The sequence below is a fragment of the Pontibacter populi genome (assembly GCF_019336435.1).
Taxonomy (GTDB): Bacteria; Bacteroidota; Bacteroidia; order Cytophagales; family Hymenobacteraceae; genus Pontibacter; species Pontibacter humidus.
The window spans coordinates 668923-690577 of record NZ_JAHWXQ010000002.1 but is presented as its reverse complement, the minus strand read 5'-3'; the positions used below and the strand labels follow the sequence as shown (position 1 = coordinate 690577).

The window sequence follows — 21655 nt, the reverse complement described above, 5'->3', positions numbered from 1 at the left end:
CTACCTATTCCAGATACCGGAAGCAGTCCCATTAACCAGCTTATGGTATTGAATTTTTTCAAATATTCCGCAGATCACACATAAAATGGAAGTTGCTAAAATAACTCCTGTTGCCCCCCACAAAGATCCAAAATATAAAGCTATAGGAATGTTTAGAAGTCCTGCAGAAATTACTAGATATAATTGCAAGCCTATTTTACCTATTCCATTTAAATAAAAACAATAAATTGTTCTATACAAATTGACTATGGTGTAAAATGCTAATACCACTGATAAAGTTAAGGGTACAAAGACTTTATCGCCTAACCATAACTCGTAAGCATATGAAGACATAACTACCATAAGCAAGCACAACGCTAATAGAATAAGGCATATCTTTTCCAGTCGTTTAACAGTGGACTTAATCCATTTAAAATCCTGTCTTGTATAAGCATCAGTGAAAGCAGACCAGAATGGCGTCATAATAATTCCTGAAAGCATTGTTATGACACCAAAATACTTAAACGCAATATTGTATGGAGTTACAGCTTCAGGACCGCTGGTTTGTGCTATAATTATATTGTTGGCATTATAAAAGAGAATAAGCCCCAGCTGTATAAAAAAGAATTTAAGCCCCAGACGGGCAATGTCTTTAGCGTAAGAAAATTTAGCCAGCTTTAGTGATGGGCGAAAGTCGCGGAACTTTGTGCTATAGAGGATTACGGAAAAAACGCTAAAAACAATTAAGGGACTTACGCTTATTGCAAAACAAAGGTAAACTATAGATCCGTTCGTCGTTTTTGTTAGAAGGTATATTAAAAGTAGGCTCAGGAGGTTACCAAAAAATAAACTAAGAGCAGAAAGCTTTGAATTTTGAGTTGCATCACAAACAACATTTACTAATTGCAATACAAACTGAATAGTAAAGGCAGAAAATAAAATTAATGCCGCTAAGCTTAATTCACTTTCCAACACAGGATTTGTATTGACTACTTTTACCCAGCTTATAAATTGGTTAGAAATTAAAAACAAGCCATAAAGCAAAATACTTATAAACCCTAAAACCAAGTAAGTAGAGCTAATGTAAATTCTTACAAGTAGTTTGTCGTTGTTTGCTAGTGCTTCTGCAATTTTATTCTTAAGTCCATTTCCGAGCCCAATATCGAAAAAATTAAACCAAACTATAATAGAACTGAGAGTGAGCCATATGCCATATTCAACTGGTGGAATATAGTTTATAGTTATTGATACTAAGGCAAGGCTGGTAAGAACACTACCTCCCTTTATAATAAATGAGGCAAGAATATTCTTCTTTGCTTTCAACGTTCTCTCATGGCCTTCTGAGAAGAATTGTTTAAGCCCGGTTGTTATACTATTCACGTAATTAATAAGAGAGACTCCTTTCTCCTGTAAAATGTAAAGAACTACAATACAGGCAGCAAATAATTAGGAGATATATTCAGACTATTTACTTTGTATTTAAACAAAAGTAAAATTATTGTAGATGTGCATAAGTCGGAAGTATACAGTTTGTAAAGATCGTCAACATAGCGTGTATTTTAGTTGCAAAGTTCCGAATCAAAGTTAATGCTAATCCGGACCTCAAAAATAAAACATTTATTCTGAATTAGAGATATTCTAAGTTAGAATGTTTTAGTTGGGGTAAAAGTTCTTTAGTTGATAAATAAGTTAATTACTGTTAGTTTTTTAAATAAAAGTTGCTGCGCTTTTATTAATGCCATATTTTCCTTTTAGTTTTGTGCCGGAACTACTAAGCTCATGGAAACAAAAGAGGATCAAGACATAAAAAGAATTATGATGGAGAAAGATGAAATAGATCTGTCATATATTATTAATAAAATCAATAGACTCTTCACTTATATTGGGAGAGGGCTAGTTAACTTTAAACTTTTTATTTTTAGGAATACAAAGTTAATTTCGTTGATTTCCTTAATGGGCGTATTGGTAGGCTATTTTGCATTTGAGAATACAAAGCCTTACTATACTTCCTCAATGACATTAGTGCTTGCTGATTTCAGGAACCAGTTTGTTGAAGACCATTTGAACAAGATATCTTTATTGGTGAAGGATGATAACTATGAAGCCCTGTCAGAGCGTTTAAAAATTCCTATTGAAGAGGCCCAGCAAATTAAGAAAATGAGCTTTTCTAATTTAGATGAGGCACGTATTTCCGAGGATAGTGTATTAACTGGTTCTCCCTTCAGGATAGAGTTAATGCTTTATAATAAAGGACTCTTTGATGATATGGAGGAATCCATAACAGAATATCTGGAGAGTAACCGGTATTTCTCAAAACAAAAGCGAATCAGGCAACGCGAATTAGAAGGACTGATTGGTAAATATAAGCAAGATATTGCGTCTATAGATAGCGTAAAGATTGCTGTTGCAAACCTACGTGGTCCGGCAAATGGGTTTGTTTATGGTGAACCATTGGACCCGACTAACTTATACAAGGAAAGTGTAAATATGTATCAGCAGCAGGCGCATCTAGAAAGTGAGCTTGAAAGGCTTGAAAACGTTCAAGTAGTAGTCGGTTTTGCACCACAGTCGAAGCCAGCCTGGCCTATTCTGCCAATTTTTTTAGCTGCAGGTGCTTTAGCAGGCTTTATTATTGCGCTCATCGTTGCACAGATGTTTGATTCAAAGAAAAAGATCAAAGTTTAGTTCTAATAAAAAGTATTTAAAAAGGCTTCTCCTATATTGGGAGAAGCCTTTTTGTTTATTAACTATTGTTCCTAATCCTCCTTTCGCGTAACCCAACTCAGGTTATAAAGGTCTTTCCTACGGTCCTTCAGGTTACGAACACTGCCTGCAGTATTCAAATCTTTCAGCAGGTTCAGGTCCAGGTCGGCAATCAGTGTCATCTCTGTATTGGGGGTTGCTTCGGCAATTACGGCATCATGCGGAAAAGCAAAGTCGGAAGGGGAGAAGACCGCTGATTGCGAGTACTGGATGTCCATATTCTCTACTTTCGGTAAGTTACCCACGCTGCCGGTTATAGCCACATAACATTCGTTCTCAATAGCGCGCGCCTGCGAGCAGAGGCGCACCCGCAGGTAAGCATTCTTGGTATCTGTCCAGAAAGGAACGAACAGGATTTTCATGTCCATGTCGGAGAGCATTCGGGCCAGTTCCGGGAACTCAACGTCGTAACAGATCAAAATGCCGATCTTGCCAATATCTGTATCAAAGATCTTGAGTTTGTGGCCACCGCGCATACCCCAGTAATGCGACTCATCGGGCGTTACGTGCAGCTTATACTGCTTATCGTAGGTACCATCGCGGCGGCATAAATAACTCACATTGTATAGTTTGTTATCGTAGTACTCGGGCATACTACCGGCAATAATATTGATGTTGTACGACAGTGCCAGGTGTATCATGCGCTCCCGGATCTCATCAGTGTATTCGGCCATACTACGGATCGCTTCCGATGGAGAATCTTCTTTAGTAAGGGCCATTAGCGGTGCGTTGAAGAACTCCGGGAACACCACAATATCAGACTTGTACGAACTCACCGTGTCCACGAAGAACTCGATCTGCTGCATCATGTCATCCAGTGATTTTACGGATCGCATCTGCCATTGTACAATGCCAATCCGAACTATAGATTTTGTACCGCCTATCAGTTTCTCCTTCTCTTCGAAGTATACGTTTACCCACTCCAGCAATGTAGCGTACGCACGCGAATCAGTATCATCAGGCAGGTAGTTTTTCATGATTTTACGCACATGGAACTCGTTGCTCAGCTGGAACGAAAGAACCGGATCTGAAAGCTCTTTGTTACGCACCATCTCGATGTACTTGGCGGGCGTAAGCTTGTTTGCGTAATCTTTATAACCTGGTATGCGGCCGCCGGCAATAATGCCGCGCAGGTTCAGGTTCTCACACATCTCTTTGCGGGCATCGTAAAGACGACGGCCTAAACGCAGGTTACGGTATTCAGGGTCAACAAATACGTCAATACCATACAGGGTGTCGCCTTCCGGATCGTGCGACTTAAATGTGCCACGATCTACAATTTGTTCATAGGTATGCTTGTCGCCATATTGGGCATAATCAACTATAAGGCTGAGTGCGCCGGCTACCACTCTGCCTTTGTCCTCAATACAGATCTGGCCTTCCGGAAACTTCTTAAGCAGGTTAGAAAATTCTTTCCTGGTCCAGGCGCCATCAATGTTACGGTAAACCGTCTCCATTATCTCTTTTACTTCCTTGTAGTCTTTAAGCTCGAGCTGGCGTAGTAATAATTTGTGTTCTGTATGTTCAGTACTTTCTTCGTTCTTATCGCTCATGGGTAAATTTTGTCTCTTTTATGCTACAGGTATACGTGCACGCACTATAATTTCGATACATAGGCAGGTAATCCTGAATAAATGCACGTGTATTGCCAAATATAAAAAAGAAAGCGCAGCTATCGAAGCCGCGCTTTCTTAAACTATAATTGCTTGCAATGCTATAGTTGTACTTCCGGGATATCGCCCTCTACTATAAGTGTGCCTTCAGTTGCTTTCTGAATGTCTTCTACGGTTACGCCGGGCGCTCTTTCCAGCAGCTTAAATCCTTTGTCAGTAACTTCCAGTACGGCAAGGTCAGTTACTATTTTCTTCACGCACTTCAGGCCAGTAATAGGCAAAGTACATTCTTTTAAAAGTTTTGATGATCCGTCGCGGGCAGTGTGCTGCATAGCAACTATAATATTTTTAGCTGATGCCACTAAGTCCATGGCGCCGCCCATGCCTTTTACCATTTTTCCTGGAATTTTCCAGTTGGCAATGTCGCCTTCTTCAGAAACCTCCATCGCACCCAGAATAGTTAAGTCAACGTGCTCCCCACGTATCATTCCAAAGCTATCTGATGAGCTGAAAATAGATGAGCCCGGCAGCGTAGTTATAGTTTGCTTTCCGGCATTGATCAGGTCGGCATCTACTTTATCTTCGGTAGGGAAGGGGCCCATGCCCAGTAACCCGTTCTCTGACTGCAACACCACTTCTATGCCATGCGGAATATAGTTTGCCACCAGTGTCGGAATACCGATACCCAGGTTTACATACATCCCGTTCTTAACTTCCTGTGCGATACGTTTCGCTATCTGATTTTTATCTAAAGCCATTTTAATCTTGATTTAAGCCTGTCTAACCGTTCTCTGTTCGATACGTTTCTCGTACTTCTCGCCCTGGAAAATGCGCTGCACAAATATGCCCGGTGTATGGATCATGTTCGGGTCGAGTTCGCCGGCAGGTACCAGTTCTTCCACTTCGGCAACAGTTATCTTTCCAGCTGTGGCCATCATCGGGTTAAAGTTGCGGGCAGTACCTTTATAGATCAGGTTTCCGGCTGTGTCGCCTTTCCAGGCTTTTACAAACGAGAAGTCCGCTTTCAGCCAGCTTTCCATTAAGTACATCTTGCCGTTAAATTCGCGGCTTTCTTTGCCTTCTCCTACTTCAGTTCCGTAGCCAGCCGGCGTAAAAAAGGCAGGTATACCAGCCCCGCCGGCACGAATACGCTCTGCCAGGGTTCCCTGCGGATTCAGCTCTACCTCCAGTTCACCGGAAAGTAACTGGCGCTCAAACTCGGCATTTTCGCCAACATAGCTGGCGATCATTTTCTTCACCTGGCGCTTTTGCAAAAGCAGGCCAATTCCAAAATCATCAACACCGGCATTGTTCGAGATGCAGGTAAGGTCCTTTACGCCAATGCGCAGCAGTTCCTGTATGCAGTTTTCAGGGATACCGCACAAACCGAAGCCACCAAGCATTAGTGTCATGCCATCCTGAACACCCTGTAATGCTTCCTGGACGTTTTTAACAGTTTTATTGATCATAGTTATTTAAAGTGCTGAGGTTTCCGGCAAATCTATAGTTTACCCGAAACGCAGTTTTCGAATTTGGTTGTATACGTAGGTAAGTTATATATAATAAAAGCCATATGAAAATTCAGTCTTTGTTTTTAAGGTGAAATGGATTTTGAATGGGGTGAACTGCAGAGTTTAGCTGAATCAGGGTTGTAAATAGGGTTTGAACTAGCAGTATGCAGCTCTAGATAGCGTCTAGGTTATAGTTCTTTTGTCATTTCGAACATCATGAGAAATCTATCTCAGCTTAAAGTTAGAGAAGGTACAGTTATATAGTTAATCACACTACAACTGGAACCAAGCCTTTTCTTCCATAGCTACTTTCAATCCTGGGAGCTCAACTTGCCTACAGTTTTATAGTTGGTTTTGGTGCCCTCACGGCCGGGAGGCCCCGTCTTCGGGCATCGCGCGGTGTACATTTCTTTTGCTCGTTCCTCACAATACCTTCGGTACCAGAAATCTACAAGGCGCTCAACCCAAAGACTGAGATCTTTCAATAGTTACCAGCATCTATAGTTTGAACCTGCTCGCTTCGAGATTTTATCGTGGCTATGGTTTCGTGGAGACAGGTAAACCTGTCCTGCTCGTAGACTGGAACTATAGAACAATAGGTGCCAACTATAGCAATAGCCGAAATTCCCCTCTTGGGAGGGGTAGGGGTGGGTTAACACTGTAACTATAGAACTATAACCTAAACTATAGCCGTAAAAGCTCCCCGCCTTAGACAAGGAGGGGACTACAGGGGTGGTTGGACCACAGTAACTATAGCACAATAGCCAACGCTACTGCTAAACCTGTCCCTACCGGGCCAGTTGAGTTACAAACTCAACACCATAATAAGGCACGGGTTGAAAACCCGCGCCAGCGGGGGAGCTAAACTATAGAACGCCAACTATAACCAAAGCAAAAGCCCACTCCTGAGAGTCCTTTAATCCTGTAGATCCTGATTCAGACAAAGCCCCTTCTTTGGCACAGAAGGAATGGATATGATGAGTTGAACTATAGTCCCAGCACTCTCGCAGTAGCTTCCTTATCCTTCGCTAACTGTGCCTTCAACGCGTCGAGACCATTGAATTTCTCTTCGTGACGGAGATGAGCTACAAAGGCTACGGTTACAGTTTGCCCGTAAATATCGCGGTTAAAGTTCAGAAGGTTTACTTCCAGGGTCAGGTGAGTACCATCTACTGTTGGGCGCATACCAATATTCATCATGCCGGGGTGGCGTTCACCAGCTATTGTAGCCCATACAGCATACACGCCATTGGCTGGTATCAGCTTATTGGGACCGGGCAAAGCCAGATTTGCTGTTGGGTAGCCAATTGTTCTGCCAAGTTTATTGCCTTCAACTATAGTTGAGGTTAAAGTATAATATCTGCCCAGGTAACTGGTAGCGGTTTCCAGGTCGCCGCTTTCGAGGGCTTTTCTTATTTTGGTGGAGCTTACGCCAACGTCTTCTACATCTTCCCGCGGAATTTCTTCTACCTCAAAACCATACTTGCTGCTGTGTGCCATCAGGTGTTCGAAGCTGCCTTCGCGGTTCTTCCCGAAACGGTGGTCGTAGCCGATAACCAGTACTTTGGTATGCAGTGCTTTTACCAGTATGTCCTTAATAAAGCTGCGGGAACTGGTGCGGGAGAATTCTTTAGTGAAAGGGATGAGCAGTAGGTAATCGATGCCATAACTACGGAGTTGCTCTATGCGCTCCTCGATAGTGGAGAGTAATTTCAGGTCATTGTCTTCGGGAAAGAGGACCAGGCGCGGGTGTGGCCAGTAGGTAATCACCACGCTCTGCCCGTTATTCTGCTTTGCACGCTCTATGACGCGCTGTAATATTTTCTGGTGACCAACATGCACGCCATCGAAGGTGCCACTGGTAACCACCGGGTAACTTAGTTGCGGAAAATCAGCTATGTTACGTATTACTTCCATCCGCTTCCAGCTGTGCTTTTCTTATCGCCTGAATAGCCTCTATAGTTAAGGCATCTTCCAGTTTATAGTCACCAATACGTGTGCGAACCAAAGAGCCCAAATGTCCGCCAACTTCTAATTTCACACCCAGATCATGTGCCAGGCTACGGATATAGGTGCCTTTAGTACATACTACTCTAAAGCTCACCACTTCGCCTTCAATATTGGTAATATCAAACGCTTTTATAGTTATAGTGCGGGGCTTTAGTTCGGCGGCTTTGCCACGGCGGGCCAGGTCATAAGCGCGTTTACCATCTACCATTACCGCCGAGTAGATAGGAGGCACCTGTTCTATAGTTCCGACAAAACTTTCAGCAGCGGCTTTTATAGTTTCAGGAGTAAGGTGGCTGATGTCTTTGGTTTCGGTAACTTCGGTTTCCTTGTCATAAGAGGGGGTATACTGCCCTAAAATGATAGTGCCGGTATATTCCTTTTCCTGCGCCTGTATCTGATCGATGCTTTTGGTGAATTTGCCGGTGCAAAGGATAAGCAACCCGGAAGCCAAGGGATCTAACGTGCCGGCATGGCCGATCTTCTTTATCCTTAATGTATTGCGCACCTTCTTTACAACATCAAACGATGTCCAGGTAAGCGGTTTATCTATAAGCAGTACTTCACCTGCTTCAAAGTTATAGGCCATTTTAAACTCTTAAATCAACACCCAATGCCAGGAGCGCCAGCAGTACCACACCTAAAGCTATACGGTAATAGCCAAACATTTTAAAGCCGTACTTTGTCAGGAAGCTGATAAAGAACCGGATGGCGATCATAGCAACTATAAAGGCTACAAAATTACCAACAAGTAACAGTTGCAGATCATCAGCGGTGATAATGTCAAAGCTATTCCGGATCTTAACCAGGTCAAACTTAAGTAGGTCCGAGATTTCCAGTTGCAGCAGGTCTGTCAGAAGCTTGTAAGTAGAAGCCGCCAGCATAGTGGGTACTGCTAAAAAGAAAGAGAACTCCGCAGCAGTTTTACGGTCGATGCCCTGTGCCATACCGCCAACTATAGATGCCGCCGAACGCGATACGCCAGGTATCATGGCCACACATTGCGCCAGACCGATCAGGAAAGCATTTTTATAGTTTACAGACGTCTTTTCAGAGAACGCAAACCATTTATCTACAAACAAGAGTACCACACCACCAAGTACCAGCATTATAGCCGTAATCACCACACTCTCCAGCATGGCATCTATAATATCACCTAAAGCAAATCCGATTATGGCAGCAGGAATAAAAGCGATCAACAGTTTCAGGTAAAAATTCCAGCTCTGCAGAAAACGCCTCCAGTACAGTACTACTACCGACAGGATGGCCCCGAATTGTATGTTTACGGTAAAGATCTTCGTGATCGGTAATTCGTTTATTCCCATCAGGGCCGATGCGATGATCATGTGGCCGGTAGAGGAAATAGGTAAAAATTCGGTAAGTCCTTCAATAATGGCTAAGATAATAGCCTGCCAAACGCTCATTTACTCGTGGTTTTTGTCTTTGATAAGGATGGCAAAAAACTCGATGATGAATCCGGCCATTACAACTATAGGACCCAGGGTGATACCCATAAAGCCAAGTCCATACTGTTCGGTATCCAGCGTCATGATGATGAAGCCGATAGCCAGTACCACAATGCCAACCAGCATCAGGATGTAATTTTTCCTGCCAAAGGCAAGTCTGTCTTTATTTTCCATTGTTAGTATAGTTCGTCAAGTGAAAGGCGCAGGTATTTACGCACCGCGCGGAATGAGCTTAGGAAACCGATAATGCAGCCAATTACGAGCAGCGCACCCATCAGGATGTAGGTTTGTTCGTCGTTACGAAGCTCTTTTAGTTCTTCTATCTCAGTATAAGCATATTGCATCAGCGCAAATAATAGGACAGAGGCAATAATTCCACTCACGACGCCCTGCCAGGCGGCACGGTTCAGGAACGGACGCTGTATAAAGTAACCGGTAGCACCCACCAACTGCATGCTCCTGATCAGGAAGCGCTGCGAGTACAAGGCCAGCTTTATAGTGTTATTGATCAGTATCGTAACTACCACCAGCAGTATAGCTGCAAAGCCAAGCAGTATAATACTAACCTTCTGGATGTTGGTGTTGATAGAATCGATAAAACTGGATTCGACATACTGCACCTCAAAAACGCCTTCCACGCCTTCCAGGTCATTTTGTATGCCTTTCATAAGCACGGGGGTCGTGTTTTCAGCTTTAATGTTCAGCACGTAGGCATCACGTAGCGGATTCTCCCCTAAAAAGGATGTAAAGTCTTCGCCGGTCGTTTCCAGGAACTGCTTGGCACCTTCCTCTTTCGATACAAAACGTACCTGGGCTGTATCGCCTTTTATAGCCACATATTCCTTGGCAGCTAATTTTTTCTGGATGTTTGCCAGTTGCACGCCTGTCAGGTTCTTGTCCAGGTATAGTTGCATTTCAATGCTTTCTTTTACCTTCTCGGATAACTTACCAGCATGTATGAGCAGTAATCCAAATAGCCCGATCACGAACAGGGCAAGTGAGATACTGAACACCACCATCGTATGTGGGTAATTCCCGAGCTTCTTCTTTTTAACTGATCTGTGTTGCTTTGCCATAGGTACTCCTTCCATACAAAATTAGGAATATATTTTAAAAATCAGGAAAGGAGTTGGTTCTAAAACAAAAAGCCCTGCACAAGTAACTGGCAGGGCTTTAATTTTATTGTTCCAGGTTCAGCCGTGGGTCCGAGTCGAGGATGATCTGTTGCCGTTCCTGTTCTTCCAGCCTCCGCTGGCGGCGGTTGCTCATAAACAGCTCTTTCAGGTTATCGAAGCGCTTGGTATGCAGCAAACTGAAACTTTGCCTATTGGTTCTGCCTCTACTGTCTATGAGGCCGCGTGGTATCGTACTGTATTCTATGCGCCCGCGCAATTCGCCACTCTTTGTAATATAGTACTCCAGCGACCAGTCGCCCTGGTAACCGTTGTCTTTTGTAGTTCCGGCCAGGTTGCTGTTGCCTAAACCGGCCTCACTGGTTACACGCAGCCTGCCCTGGAAAAACGAATAGCTTAAACGCACCTGCAACGACGAAAGCGCATCCTGGTTAATGTTTCCTAAGCCAATGTCTATTTCGAGGTTGCTGTCTATACTATTCAGGAAATTACTCAGCTGCCCCGATAATAAACTACCTAAACTACCACCTACGGCTGTGCTTCCGGCATCCAGAGTGCTAAATGTACCCTGCGGCGATAATCTGCCTAATACCATCAGGCTAAATACCTGTCGGTTCAGTTCGGCTTCGTCGTTTTTAATGGAGCTGGTCAGTAATTCGGTCTCAGCAGTCTGTGGTACCTCGTCAAAATTCAGTCCTAATTCTATCTGCGGTGTCAGGAGCGGGCCATCCAGCTCAATAATCGCAGTTACCGGGTACCGCCCTTGTAATGAATTGGGACCTGACTGAGGTGTAAAGTCTGTAAGCGAGGCCATCTGCTTATAATGCCCGGTTATGTTCATGACGCCACCCAGGGGATCGCCGTTCCAGGTGATAGTGCTGCCCGGCTGTACGTTAAATTCACGGGTCACCAATCCCTCCAGCAAATTCAGGTTATAGGCACCTTTGGTTATCTCAAACACACCATACATGTTAAAGTCGCCGCGCGTATCTATGGTCATCCGGATATCGCCGTTACCTGAACCACGAATTACGTCGCCGGTTGTTCTGTCAATAATGATCTCGAAATAGGCATCGTCGGTCACATCCAGGTTAAAGTTCATGTTAATACCCGAGAGATCTACTTTCTGGTCATCTACAGCCAGAGCCAGGCTATCCGGGGTGCGGGTCAGGAACTTTATGAAATCCTTGCGGGCTACACTTTCCTGGTTATCCAACGGTATTACAAGTCGTGTGTTTTCTTCGCTGCGGGCATCTACGTTTATGCGCAGGTTTTCTACCGGACCCAGTACGCTGGCAGTTCCTGTTCCGAAAGCCGTTCCGTAGTATAGTTCGTTCTGCTCGGCAGTGGTGTTCAGGATCATGAAGTTGCGGTAACGGGCACTCAGGTCTATTACCATATTTGAGAATCCGTCATGGGCAATACCGCCGGTAACAGTAGCTGTGTTGCCAAACAGGTCTTTTAACTGCGCGTTCCGGAAGCTGATGCTGTTTGGCCCAAGGTAGACGCGATCGTTGAAGCGGTAGGTGGTGTTCAGGTAATCAAATTTAAATTGCCCGTTAGATACCATTACAGAACCTTTGAGTATAGGGGCAGTCAGCTGACCGAGTATACGCACACGTCCTTCCAGGTCGCCCTGCAGATCAGTGAGAATAGGCTTAAGGAGTGGCTCCACCATTTTAAGCTGGGCCTGGTCCATTACGGCAAGCAGGTCCAACTGGTCATCAACAGCATTCGGGTTATAGTTGCCGGTTACGGTGAGCACCTTTTTATTATTCCGGTCAATGCCCACATCTACTACCATCTGCTTGATAGCGTTGTTCCAGTCCGCTTTGCCCGATATATCACCGATCAGGAAGTCATCCAGTAAAAAAGAGTCTACCTTGGCATTTATGTTCAGTAAGGCGCGGTTGTAGATGTCTTGTGCCACTACCTCTCCGCTGAGCGTACCGGCAATTTTCTCAGTCATCAGGGTATTCAGGTTGCGCAGGTCGAACTGTTCTACATGTAACGTAAGCTTGCTGTTGGGGTCTTCAGAAATGGAGCCGAGCGCCCGGATAACCTGTTCCTTGTTGGTGATTGCGAAATTTTCGAAGTCGAAGCTTTTGCCCGCATCCCCGATAACGATGGTATTGCCCGGTATAAAAGCCCACGGCATGTCGCGCAGAATAATGTTCGACTTATCAAATACGAGCTGAATCTGGTTTTCTAAAAAGTTAAGGTCGCCGGTAATGGTGGCGCGGTTATTAAACTCAGGCTGGCGTACGCTGGTCGCAAAATCGATTTTACGCTCACTCCAGATACCTTCCAGGTAAAAGTCGCGGGTTCTGCCGGCTGTTGGCAGCAACTGCTCTTCCGAGGTGTAAATGATACTTGCCAGTACATCCGGGCTTTGTTGCAGTTTGGATGAGGTGATATCAAATGTATTGCGATACAGGTTATAGGCGTCGTAGGAGAGGGTATCTATCGTTCCGAACATCGTTGCTATCACCGTATTGCCATGTCGGAACGAGCCTTCCACGTTTGTGTTCTGCGAAATGCTTAGTTGCGGTACAACCAGTTCCAGCAAAGGACTTACATCTTTCAGGTATAGTTTATAGTTCAGGCTGTACTCATTGGCGGGAGCTCCGGACTTGTTTCGGTAGTAGGCCTGCGTTACCGGGTCGTTGCTTTCAAAGTTCAGTTTGTATTCGTGGGCCAGTTGGTCCAGGTCTGCAATCAGGGTGCTATAGTTAAAGTCACCGTCTACCTGCAGGGTTAGCATATCCGAAACCAGGTTCAGGGCACGCTGTCCTTCTACAATTTCAGAGTTAATGTAGAGGGAGTCCAGCGCCAGCTCTTTGCCTTTATAGTTTATAGTTGCACTGTCGAAACTGGCTATCCCTACAAAGTCATCCAGGCGCAGACCTTTAAAGTTAAGATTGGCATTGGCACTTATGGTTAATGGCTCTTTTGAGAACCGGAGCGCTTGCAGGTCTACTTTCTGTAAATTGGCGACCATGTTAAAGGACTGGTTATCGCTTGACAGGTAAACCTCGCCATCAGCATCGAATACCAGGTTAGGGTCGTTGATAGAAACCTGTCCTATAAACTTCTGCCGACTCAGGTTTCCGTTCGCTACAATGTTCTGGTAGTTATAGTTCTTAAAGTTCAGTTGGTTTATAGTTGCATCCACATCCACGTTGGCATCTTCCAGGGTAAAGCCGGAACCTGCCACCTGGCCGCTCATCGATATAGTTGTGAGAAGATCGGTGCGGTTGATGAGTTTGCCCAGGTTAAAGCCATTGGTGCTTACAAATCCTTTATAAGAAGAGGTGCGTTTGTCGTCGTCTATTTTCAGGTTAATGTCAGATCGTACATTGCCCAGTGCTGTTGCAAAACTACCGTTGGCTACAAAGTCGTTATAAAAGCCCAGGAAGCGGCCATCCAGTTTAACGGTGCCCAGCCTGTCTACAACCTCATAAGCATTACGTGGCAGGAACTGCTTAATATCGTCGGCATCTATAGTTGATGGCTTCAGTTTCAGGTTGGCAAAGGTCTCTTTAACGTTTGGTAAGCCATCGGCACTGATGCTTCCAACTATATGCGTGTTCTGCCCATATTCCAGGTCCACGCTGTCGGCACTGAAATTGGAGACCTTTCCTTTATAGTTGATCGAGTTGACCTGGATCTCCTCGTCTTCATAGTCTTTCAGTAGCGTCGTGAATTTAGAGATGTCCTTCGCGTACACATAAGAGTCGCGGAGGTTGGCGGTCATGGTTACGCTGTCGTTAAAACTGGTAAAGTACTTAAACCGGTTAAAATCGAAACGCACAAAATCCCGGACATTACTATCCTGTACCCTCAGGTCCAGGTCAGCCCACTCCCAGAACGTTGCGGCATAAGTCATTTTAGTATCGAGGCGGCGCAGGTGTGTATCCGACCTTTTCTCGATGGCGCTGAAGTTGGTGATGTTTGCTTTCAGTGTATCGGCCAGTACGAGCTCATCAAAATGACCGTAGATGCTATCCACCGTCAGGTGAGCGTAATCCATGCCATGCTGGGCAGGTGGCTTGTTAAAGTCGTCATAAGTAAAGCGGCCGTTCTTTATAATCAGGGCAGCAAGGTCGAACTTAAAAGGCTTGGAAACTTTGGTGGTATCTTTTACAAACAGTTCGCCAAGGGCACTAAAGAAAGCGCCGGCATTAAGGGTATCAGAACCCTTGTAGTAAACCAGGTTGGCGCGAGGCTCCTGCAACTCCAGGGTGGCAATACTGAGCGAGTTCGGGTGCAGAATTGAGAAAGCCGCAATATCTGCTTCGATGCGGCCAATATAGAAAAGCTCGTTCTGTTTATAATCGCGGATCTGTACCTGCTCCAGTATCACATTACTGAAAAACTCGATATCAACACGGCCTACACTTACATCATGCTTTGTAGCTTCTGAGAGCCAGGTAGCAGCACGCTGGGCGATGTGGGTTTGAACGGCCGGGATGCGGATAGCAAAGAATACAGCTATAAATAGCAGCAAAAGCAACATGAAAAGCTCTAAAACTGTGTGAAGTAGTGCTTTTCCTATAACTTTGAAGTAATTTATGGACTGTTCTTTTTCCAAAAGATGACCGAACCTACAATTTTAGCTATTGAATCTTCCTGCGACGAGACCTCAGCAGCCGTTATACGCGGCGGCAAAGTGTTGTCGAATATAATTGCTACTCAGGCCATACACGAAAAGTATGGCGGCGTAGTACCAGAACTTGCTTCGAGAGCACACCAGCAAAATATTATTCCTGTTGTAACCGAAGCTCTGAACACAGCAAATGTAACTAAAAATGAGTTAAGTGCAGTAGCTTTTACGCGCGGCCCCGGCCTTTTAGGTGCCTTGCTGGTAGGCTGCACTTTTGCCAAGTCGTTTGCCCTGGGTTTAAACATCCCGCTGATAGATGTAAACCACATGCAGGCGCACATCCTGGCTCATTTTATAGATGACCCAAAACCGAATTTCCCGTTCCTGTGCCTGACCGTTAGCGGCGGCCACACCCAGATCGTTTTAGTGAAAGACCACTTGGATATGGAGATCATCGGGCAAACTACCGACGATGCCGTAGGAGAGGCGTTTGATAAGACTGCCAAAATGCTGGGGCTGCCTTACCCCGGTGGACCGATGCTCGATAAGGCTGCTGCACAAGGCAACCCGAATGCGTTCGAGTTCCCGGTTGGTAACATGCCCGGCTACGACTACTCGTTCAGCGGTATCAAAACGTCGGTGTTATACTTCCTGAGAGATAGAACGAAAGAGAACCCGAACTTTGTACAGGAAAACATAAATGATATTTGCGCCAGTGTGCAGTATACCTTAATTAAGACCTTGCTGAAGAAAGTAGTGCAGGCCACCAAGGACCTGGGTATAAAAGAGGTGGCCATTGCCGGTGGCGTATCTGCCAATTCGGGCCTTCGGGCTACGCTTCAGGACTACGCTAAGCGTTATAGCTGGAACGTATACATACCGGCCTTTCAGTATTGCACCGATAATGCAGCTATGATAGCCATGACTGCTCATTACCAGTATCTTAAAGGCGACTTTGCAACCCAGTACGCCAGCCCGGATCCTAGGATGAAACTATAGTTTGGTTCGAATATAGAATCCTGAAAATCTATTAATCCTGTAAATCCTGATTCAGACAAACAATCAACTATGAAGGTACCTTTCCAGATAGGCGATGCCAAAGTATACCAGAAGCTTGTAACTGCTGCTGATTTTGCGCGTTTTGAGGATGGCCTGGTGCATGCGGTTTGTTCAACATTTTCGCTGGCGCAAGCTGCGGAATGGGCAGGCAGATTGTTTGTGTTGGAGATGAAAGAATCAGATGAAGAAGGAATAGGTACCTTTCTGACTATCAATCATAAAAGCCCTGCTTTTGAAGGTGAAGCTATAACTATAAAAGCGGTGCTTTCAGAAGTAACCGGGAATAATGTGGTATGTAGCTTCGAAGCAAGAGTAGGCGACAGGTTGGTAGCTGACGGAGAAACCGGTCAGAAAATTTTGAAAAAAGAAAAATTAGCCAAAGTTTTGGCACCTAAGATAGCATAATGGCTAAAGACAAGGATAGAATAAAGAAACACGTAAACATCGTTAACCGCAGGGCTTCCTTCGAGTACCAGTTCCTGGATAAGTATACCGCCGGTGTAATGCTGAAGGGTACCGAGATCAAATCGATACGCGAAGGCAAAGTGAACATGCAGGATGGGTACTGCATCTTCCAGAACGGGGAGCTATGGCTGCACAACACGCATATCTCTACCTACACCGAAGGTACGCACTATAATCACGAACCCATGCGCGCCCGAAAGCTACTTCTGAACAAAAAAGAACTGAAAAAGCTCGAGAAAGGAGCGGAGGAGCAGGGCGTAACCATCATCCCAACCCGGGTTTTTATAAACGACCGCGGCTTTGCCAAAGTAGAAGTTGCTCTTGCCCGCGGTAAGAAACTATACGATAAGCGCCAGGACATCAAAGAAAAAGACGTGAAGCGCGAAATGGACCGAAGCGGCTATTAAGCGCTAACGCGCAATTATGAATTAAAAATTAAAAATTAGAAATTAGGGCCACACTAAGTGGCTCTTTTCTGTTTAAATAATATGAGTCATTTCTAATTTTTAATTTATCATTTTTAATTTTATAAGGAGTGGACTACGGAATAAGTTTGCTGAGCCTGGTGCCGATGCGCGCCGAACCATCTAATAAAGCGGAGCTGGTAACGCAGGTGCTCTTTGGGGAGTGCTATGAGATCATCAGCCGTCAGGATAAATGGCTGCGCATTCAACTAGCCACAGATGGCTACCAGGGCTGGATAGACGCAAATCAGCACACTACCGTGTCTGCAGCGTATTACCAGGAGTGGATACAGGCCCGGCATCCGCGTTCTATGGACCTGGTGCAGATCATCAGCAATGCAGATGAGCGTATTCCGGTGGGCATTGGGTGTTATTTGCCTTTTTTTGATGGCATGAACGTGCGGGTAGGCGATAAAACTTACCTGTACAATGGCCGGGCATCCAACCCGGAATCTGAAGCAACTATAGCCCAGTTAGTAAAAGTAGCCCACAACTTTATGAAAGCTCCTTACCTATGGGGTGGCAAATCGGTGTTCGGGATAGATTGTTCCGGATTTGCCCAGCAGGTATATGGCATCTGCGGTGTTCAGCTCCCGCGCGATGCTTACCAGCAGGTAACGAGTGGTGAAGAAGTGCATTTTGTAAACCAGACACAGCCCGGCGACCTCGCCTTTTTTGATAACGAGGAAGGCCGCATTATACATGTAGGCATCCTTTTAGAAGACCAGAAGATCATACATGCCAGCAGTGAGGTGCGCATCGATTCCCTGGACCACAATGGCATTTACAACGCAGAACGCAAGCGTTACTCTCATAAACTCCGCATTATCAAGCGTATTTTTCAGGCATAGGGCATAAATATTTCTGCAGCAGTACCGTAAGCTAACAGGTTTTTCCGTAGAAGCTTATTGTTTAGTACAGTTGCACCCTATGAAAGATAAAGTTCTCATCCTGAACCAGGACTTTAGCGCCATTGCTGTTTGCTCGGTGCATAAGGCCTTTCTGCTGGTTTACCTCGATAAAGCTGAAATGGTCACAAAGTCTGAAGAACAATTACGCACCATCACCAAAGTATATCCTGTTCCATCAGTTATCCGGTTGCAGCGCTATGTGCATGTGCCCTACTATGGAATTGCCCTGAGTCGCCATAACATTATGCGCCGCGACAACTATACCTGCCAGTACTGCGGCACTGTTAAAAACCTGACCTTAGATCACCTGCTTCCGAGGTCCAGGGGAGGAGGGAGCAACTGGTTGAATCTGGTAACTGCCTGCTCGCGCTGCAACACCCGCAAAGGCGACCGCACGCCTGAAGAAGCAGGCCTGAAATTACTCCGTAAACCTATTAAACCATCACTTCAGTATTTCCTTAAAATGCACCTCAATTTGTATAACCAGGATTGGGGAACCTACCTTGGAGTGAAAGAATAGTATAACTATAGCGCTACTAAAATATTTAGTTTTGATTATATAAGTTATAGTTAGTCAGCGTCTACAGTTTGTTGAGATAAAGTGTAACTATAGGTGATAAGTATAATTAGAAGATTTAGGACTACCTTCGCCATTATGCCTGTTGCGCACACCAGAAACTAAAGAGGTAGATCGAAAAAAGGGCCGTGATGGAGCTGAAACTATAGCTCTATAACAGCAACTATAGGTAGCTAACTCTGATGTTTTTTTCTGACTTCTGTGTCCGAATGAGCATCTGCTGTCAACACCCTTTCTCCCAACTATAACAACTGGTGTAACGCGGAAGTGGACGTCCGCAGCAGGTAGGTTTCGCACAAGGATGTCCGAAACAGCGAAGGACTGTTACTAGCGCAGATCCAGATTTCTCCCACTGGTCGAAATGACAGTAGGCGACGCTGCAGCATAAAGTCCCCCTTTGAAGGGGGTAGGGGGATGACAAAACGCGAACTATAGAACTATAACCCTAACTATAGCTACAGCAACTATTGTCCCCTTGAGGGGACTACAGGGGTGTTAAGACGACAACTTTAAAACTATAGCTTCAACTATGACTATAACCGAAATTCCCCTCTCGGGAGGGGGCAGGGGTGGGTTAATACCGAAACTATAGAACTATAGCCACCAACTATAACAAAAGCCCAACCCTGCCAATCCTTTGATCCTGTAAATCCTGATTCAGACAATTCCTGTCCCTGCCGGGCCAGTTGAGTTACAAACCCAACACCATAGGTAGACACAGGTTGCAAACCCGCGCCAGCGAAGAACACTTAAATTACAGCAACTATAGAACAATAACATCAACTATAGCAGTAACAGAATCCCCTCTTGGGAGGGGTAAGGGTAGGGTAATACTGTAAACTATAAAACAGACTATAGCCAAGTCCCTTATGCAGTTTTTAGTGAAAAGCTGAGATGAGGTAACCCTTTAGATTCATTAAATCCCCATTAATCCCTGCTCATACGACCCACATTTAACTGACATTCCCTCATACTGTAACAACCTCTGCTACTTTACTTTATAGTTTCCCTGATTAGCGCTGGTTTTTAATCTGAAAAAGAGTTACTTTTGCGGCTCATTCAGGTGAATGGTCCTGTAAATCAGCAGGAAATGTAAAACTAAACCAAATCAGCCCATTGCTCTAGGCTGATGGCTATTCCAGAGCAGCAAAACAATATGAGTAATTCTCCAGAAAATTTCGATTGGGACAAGTTTGAGTCTCAAGGTTTTGGTGGCGGCTACAGCAAAGAAGACCGCGCTGAAATGGAAAAAATGTATGACGACACCCTGACTACCGTACAGGAGCAGGAGGTTGTTAAAGGAACAGTTGTTGGTATCACTGATCGTGACGTGATCCTGAACATCGGTTTCAAATCAGATGGCTTAGTTGCTACTTCAGAATTCAGAGATCTACCTGATCTGAAAATCGGTGACGAAGTTGAAGTATTTATTGAAGACCAGGAAGATCCAAACGGCCAGCTTATCTTATCCCGTAAGAAAGCAAAAATAGTTTCTGCCTGGGCTAAAATCTACGATGCACTTGAGAATGATAACATTCTGGAAGGTATCGTTAAGAGAAGAACCAAAGGTGGTCTTATCATGGACCTTTACGGTGTTGAAGCGTTCTTACCAGGTTCTCAGATCGATGTTAAGCCAATCCGCGACTTCGATGTGTTTGTAGGTAAGAAAATGGAAGTGAAAGTTGTGAAAATCAACGCCGCTTTCGACAACGTGGTTGTATCTCACAAAGTACTTATCGAGAAAGACCTGGAGCAGCAGCGTGCAGCCATCCTGAACAACCTGGAAAAAGGTCAGGTTCTGGAAGGTGTTATCAAGAACATGACAAACTTCGGTGTGTTCATCGACCTTGGTGGCGTAGACGGTCTGCTTCACATTACAGATATTTCATGGGGACGTATCAACCACCCGGAAGAAGTATTGCAGCTTGACCAGAAAGTACAGATCGTAGTTCTTGACTTTGATGAAGACAAGAAGCGTATCTCTCTTGGTATGAAGCAGCTTACTCCACATCCGTGGGATGCTCTTCCAGCTGAGATCGAAGTTGGTTCACGTGTTAAAGGTAAGATCGTTAATGTTGCTGATTACGGCGCGTTCCTTGAGCTTATGCCAGGTGTAGAAGGTCTTATCCACGTTTCTGAAATGTCATGGTCTCAGCACCTGCGCAACCCACAAGACTTCATTAAGCAAGGCGACGAGGTTGAAGCAGTTGTATTGACTTTAGACAGAGAAGAGCGTAAAATGTCTCTGGGCATTAAGCAGCTTACTGAAGATCCTTGGACAAAAGAAGATGTGTTAACGAAATATGCAGTAGGCACTAAGCACACTGGTGTTGTTCGTAACCTGACAAACTTCGGTCTGTTCCTTGAGCTTGAAGAAGGTGTTGACGGTCTGGTACACGTTTCTGACCTTTCCTGGACTAAGAAGATCAAGCATCCGTCTGAGTTCGTTAAAGTTGGTGAAAACCTTGATGTAGTTGTTCTGGAGCTTGATGTTCCTAACAGAAGACTTGCATTAGGTCATAAGCAGCTTGAAGAGAACCCTTGGGATACTTTTGAATCTGTATTCAATGTAGGCTCAGTTCACAAAGCTTCAGTTCTTGAGAAGTCTGAGCGTGGTGCAGTACTTGAGTTACCTTACGGTATCGAAGGTTTTGCTTTCCCTAAAGGCTTAACTAAAGAAGACGGTTCTCAGGTTGAAGCAGGTGAAAGCCTTGACTTCAGAGTAACTGAATTCTCTAAAGAAGATCGTAAGATCATCCTTTCTCATACATCTACGCACACTGAGAGCGCTGATGCTGCCCGTGTAGCTAAGGCTACTAAGAAAGCTCCTGCTGCTACAGGCGAGAAGAAAGAGAAAGCTCCAAAAGTTCAGAAAGAAGCTGACAAGTCTACTTTAGGTGACCTGGATGCACTGTCTGCTCTGAAAGAGAAGATGATGGACAACGAGAAAGAGGCTGGCGTTAAGAAACTGGAGGCTGCTGCAAAGAAGTCTAAAGGTTCTGACGAAGAAGCATCTGAAGAAGAGAACAACGCTTAATTTTAAGCCTGTCCTATAATGAAAGGCCCCGGAGCAATCCGGGGCCTTTTTGTTTTTAACCAAA

Annotated in this window: 17 protein-coding genes; 7 read left to right on the top strand and 10 right to left on the bottom strand. The window is 44.8% G+C overall.

Translation table 11 applies throughout. The annotated features are described in order from the left end of the window. Entirely contained in the window at window positions 1–1302 is a 1302-nt protein-coding gene (locus KYK27_RS09475; RefSeq protein WP_199109778.1) for a lipopolysaccharide biosynthesis protein, read from the bottom strand. A gap of 456 nt (window positions 1303–1758) precedes the next feature. Here KYK27_RS09475 and KYK27_RS09470 point away from each other — a divergent pair, with 456 nt between their 5' ends. Further along, window positions 1759–2664, top strand: coding sequence for a chain length determinant protein (locus tag KYK27_RS09470; RefSeq protein WP_199109777.1), 906 nt, complete (start codon window positions 1759–1761; stop codon window positions 2662–2664). Between the two features lie 71 nt (window positions 2665–2735). Here the strand turns inward: KYK27_RS09470 and KYK27_RS09465 are convergent, their stop codons facing one another. The 9 genes from KYK27_RS09465 to KYK27_RS09425 form a co-directional block, all read right to left on the bottom strand. Next, entirely contained in the window at window positions 2736–4295 is a 1560-nt protein-coding gene (locus KYK27_RS09465; RefSeq protein WP_199109776.1) for a carbon-nitrogen hydrolase family protein, read from the bottom strand. Window positions 4296–4456: 161 nt separating this feature from the next. After that, complete coding sequence (locus KYK27_RS09460; RefSeq protein ID WP_199109775.1) at window positions 4457–5113, bottom strand: 3-oxoacid CoA-transferase subunit B; 657 nt, start codon at window positions 5111–5113, stop codon at window positions 4457–4459. 12 nt (window positions 5114–5125) lie between these two features. Further along, window positions 5126–5824 (bottom strand): CoA transferase subunit A, encoded by a 699-nt coding sequence (locus KYK27_RS09455; RefSeq protein WP_199109774.1) that lies wholly within the window; start codon window positions 5822–5824, stop codon window positions 5126–5128. A 1029-nt stretch (window positions 5825–6853) separates the two neighbouring features. After that, window positions 6854–7783 (bottom strand): bifunctional riboflavin kinase/FAD synthetase, encoded by a 930-nt coding sequence (locus KYK27_RS09450; RefSeq protein WP_199109773.1) that lies wholly within the window; start codon window positions 7781–7783, stop codon window positions 6854–6856. Next, complete coding sequence (gene truB, locus KYK27_RS09445) at window positions 7767–8462, bottom strand: tRNA pseudouridine(55) synthase TruB (protein ID WP_199109772.1); 696 nt, start codon at window positions 8460–8462, stop codon at window positions 7767–7769. Before truB ends, KYK27_RS09450 begins: the two co-directional genes overlap by 17 nt. Before the next feature lies 1 nt (window position 8463). Further along, the gene (locus tag KYK27_RS09440) at window positions 8464–9297 is read right to left on the bottom strand and encodes an undecaprenyl-diphosphate phosphatase (RefSeq protein WP_199109771.1); all 834 of its coding nucleotides are present in this window, start codon (window positions 9295–9297) and stop codon (window positions 8464–8466) included. Beyond that, the gene (locus KYK27_RS09435) at window positions 9298–9513 is read right to left on the bottom strand and encodes a DUF3098 domain-containing protein (protein ID WP_162426898.1); all 216 of its coding nucleotides are present in this window, start codon (window positions 9511–9513) and stop codon (window positions 9298–9300) included. A gap of 2 nt (window positions 9514–9515) precedes the next feature. Then, window positions 9516–10415: a cell division protein FtsX gene (locus KYK27_RS09430; RefSeq protein ID WP_199109770.1), complete on the bottom strand. Its 900-nt coding sequence runs from the start codon at window positions 10413–10415 to the stop codon at window positions 9516–9518. Window positions 10416–10518: 103 nt separating this feature from the next. Continuing rightward, window positions 10519–14991, bottom strand: coding sequence for a translocation/assembly module TamB domain-containing protein (locus tag KYK27_RS09425; RefSeq protein ID WP_199109769.1), 4473 nt, complete (start codon window positions 14989–14991; stop codon window positions 10519–10521). A gap of 78 nt (window positions 14992–15069) precedes the next feature. Between KYK27_RS09425 and tsaD the strand changes: the two genes are divergently transcribed. The 6 genes from tsaD (at window position 15070) to rpsA (ending at window position 21591) form a co-directional block, all read left to right on the top strand. Beyond that, on the top strand, window positions 15070–16077 hold the full coding sequence (gene tsaD / locus KYK27_RS09420; RefSeq protein WP_199109768.1) for a tRNA (adenosine(37)-N6)-threonylcarbamoyltransferase complex transferase subunit TsaD: 1008 nt from the start codon (window positions 15070–15072) through the stop codon (window positions 16075–16077). Between the two features lie 69 nt (window positions 16078–16146). Next, window positions 16147–16542 (top strand): thioesterase family protein, encoded by a 396-nt coding sequence (locus KYK27_RS09415; RefSeq protein ID WP_199109767.1) that lies wholly within the window; start codon window positions 16147–16149, stop codon window positions 16540–16542. Then, the gene (gene smpB / locus KYK27_RS09410; RefSeq protein ID WP_199109766.1) at window positions 16542–17009 is read left to right on the top strand and encodes an SsrA-binding protein SmpB; all 468 of its coding nucleotides are present in this window, start codon (window positions 16542–16544) and stop codon (window positions 17007–17009) included. Before KYK27_RS09415 ends, smpB begins: the two co-directional genes overlap by 1 nt. A 128-nt stretch (window positions 17010–17137) precedes the next feature. Continuing rightward, a complete protein-coding gene (locus tag KYK27_RS09405) occupies window positions 17138–17917 on the top strand; it encodes a C40 family peptidase (protein WP_317195910.1) in 780 nt (259 codons plus the stop codon). Window positions 17918–17996: 79 nt separating this feature from the next. Beyond that, window positions 17997–18497, top strand: coding sequence for an HNH endonuclease (locus tag KYK27_RS09400; RefSeq protein WP_199109765.1), 501 nt, complete (start codon window positions 17997–17999; stop codon window positions 18495–18497). A gap of 1213 nt (window positions 18498–19710) precedes the next feature. Next, window positions 19711–21591, top strand: a complete 1881-nt coding sequence (gene rpsA, locus KYK27_RS09395) for a 30S ribosomal protein S1 (protein WP_199109764.1) — start codon at window positions 19711–19713, stop codon at window positions 21589–21591. The last annotated feature ends 64 nt before the right edge of the window (window positions 21592–21655 follow it).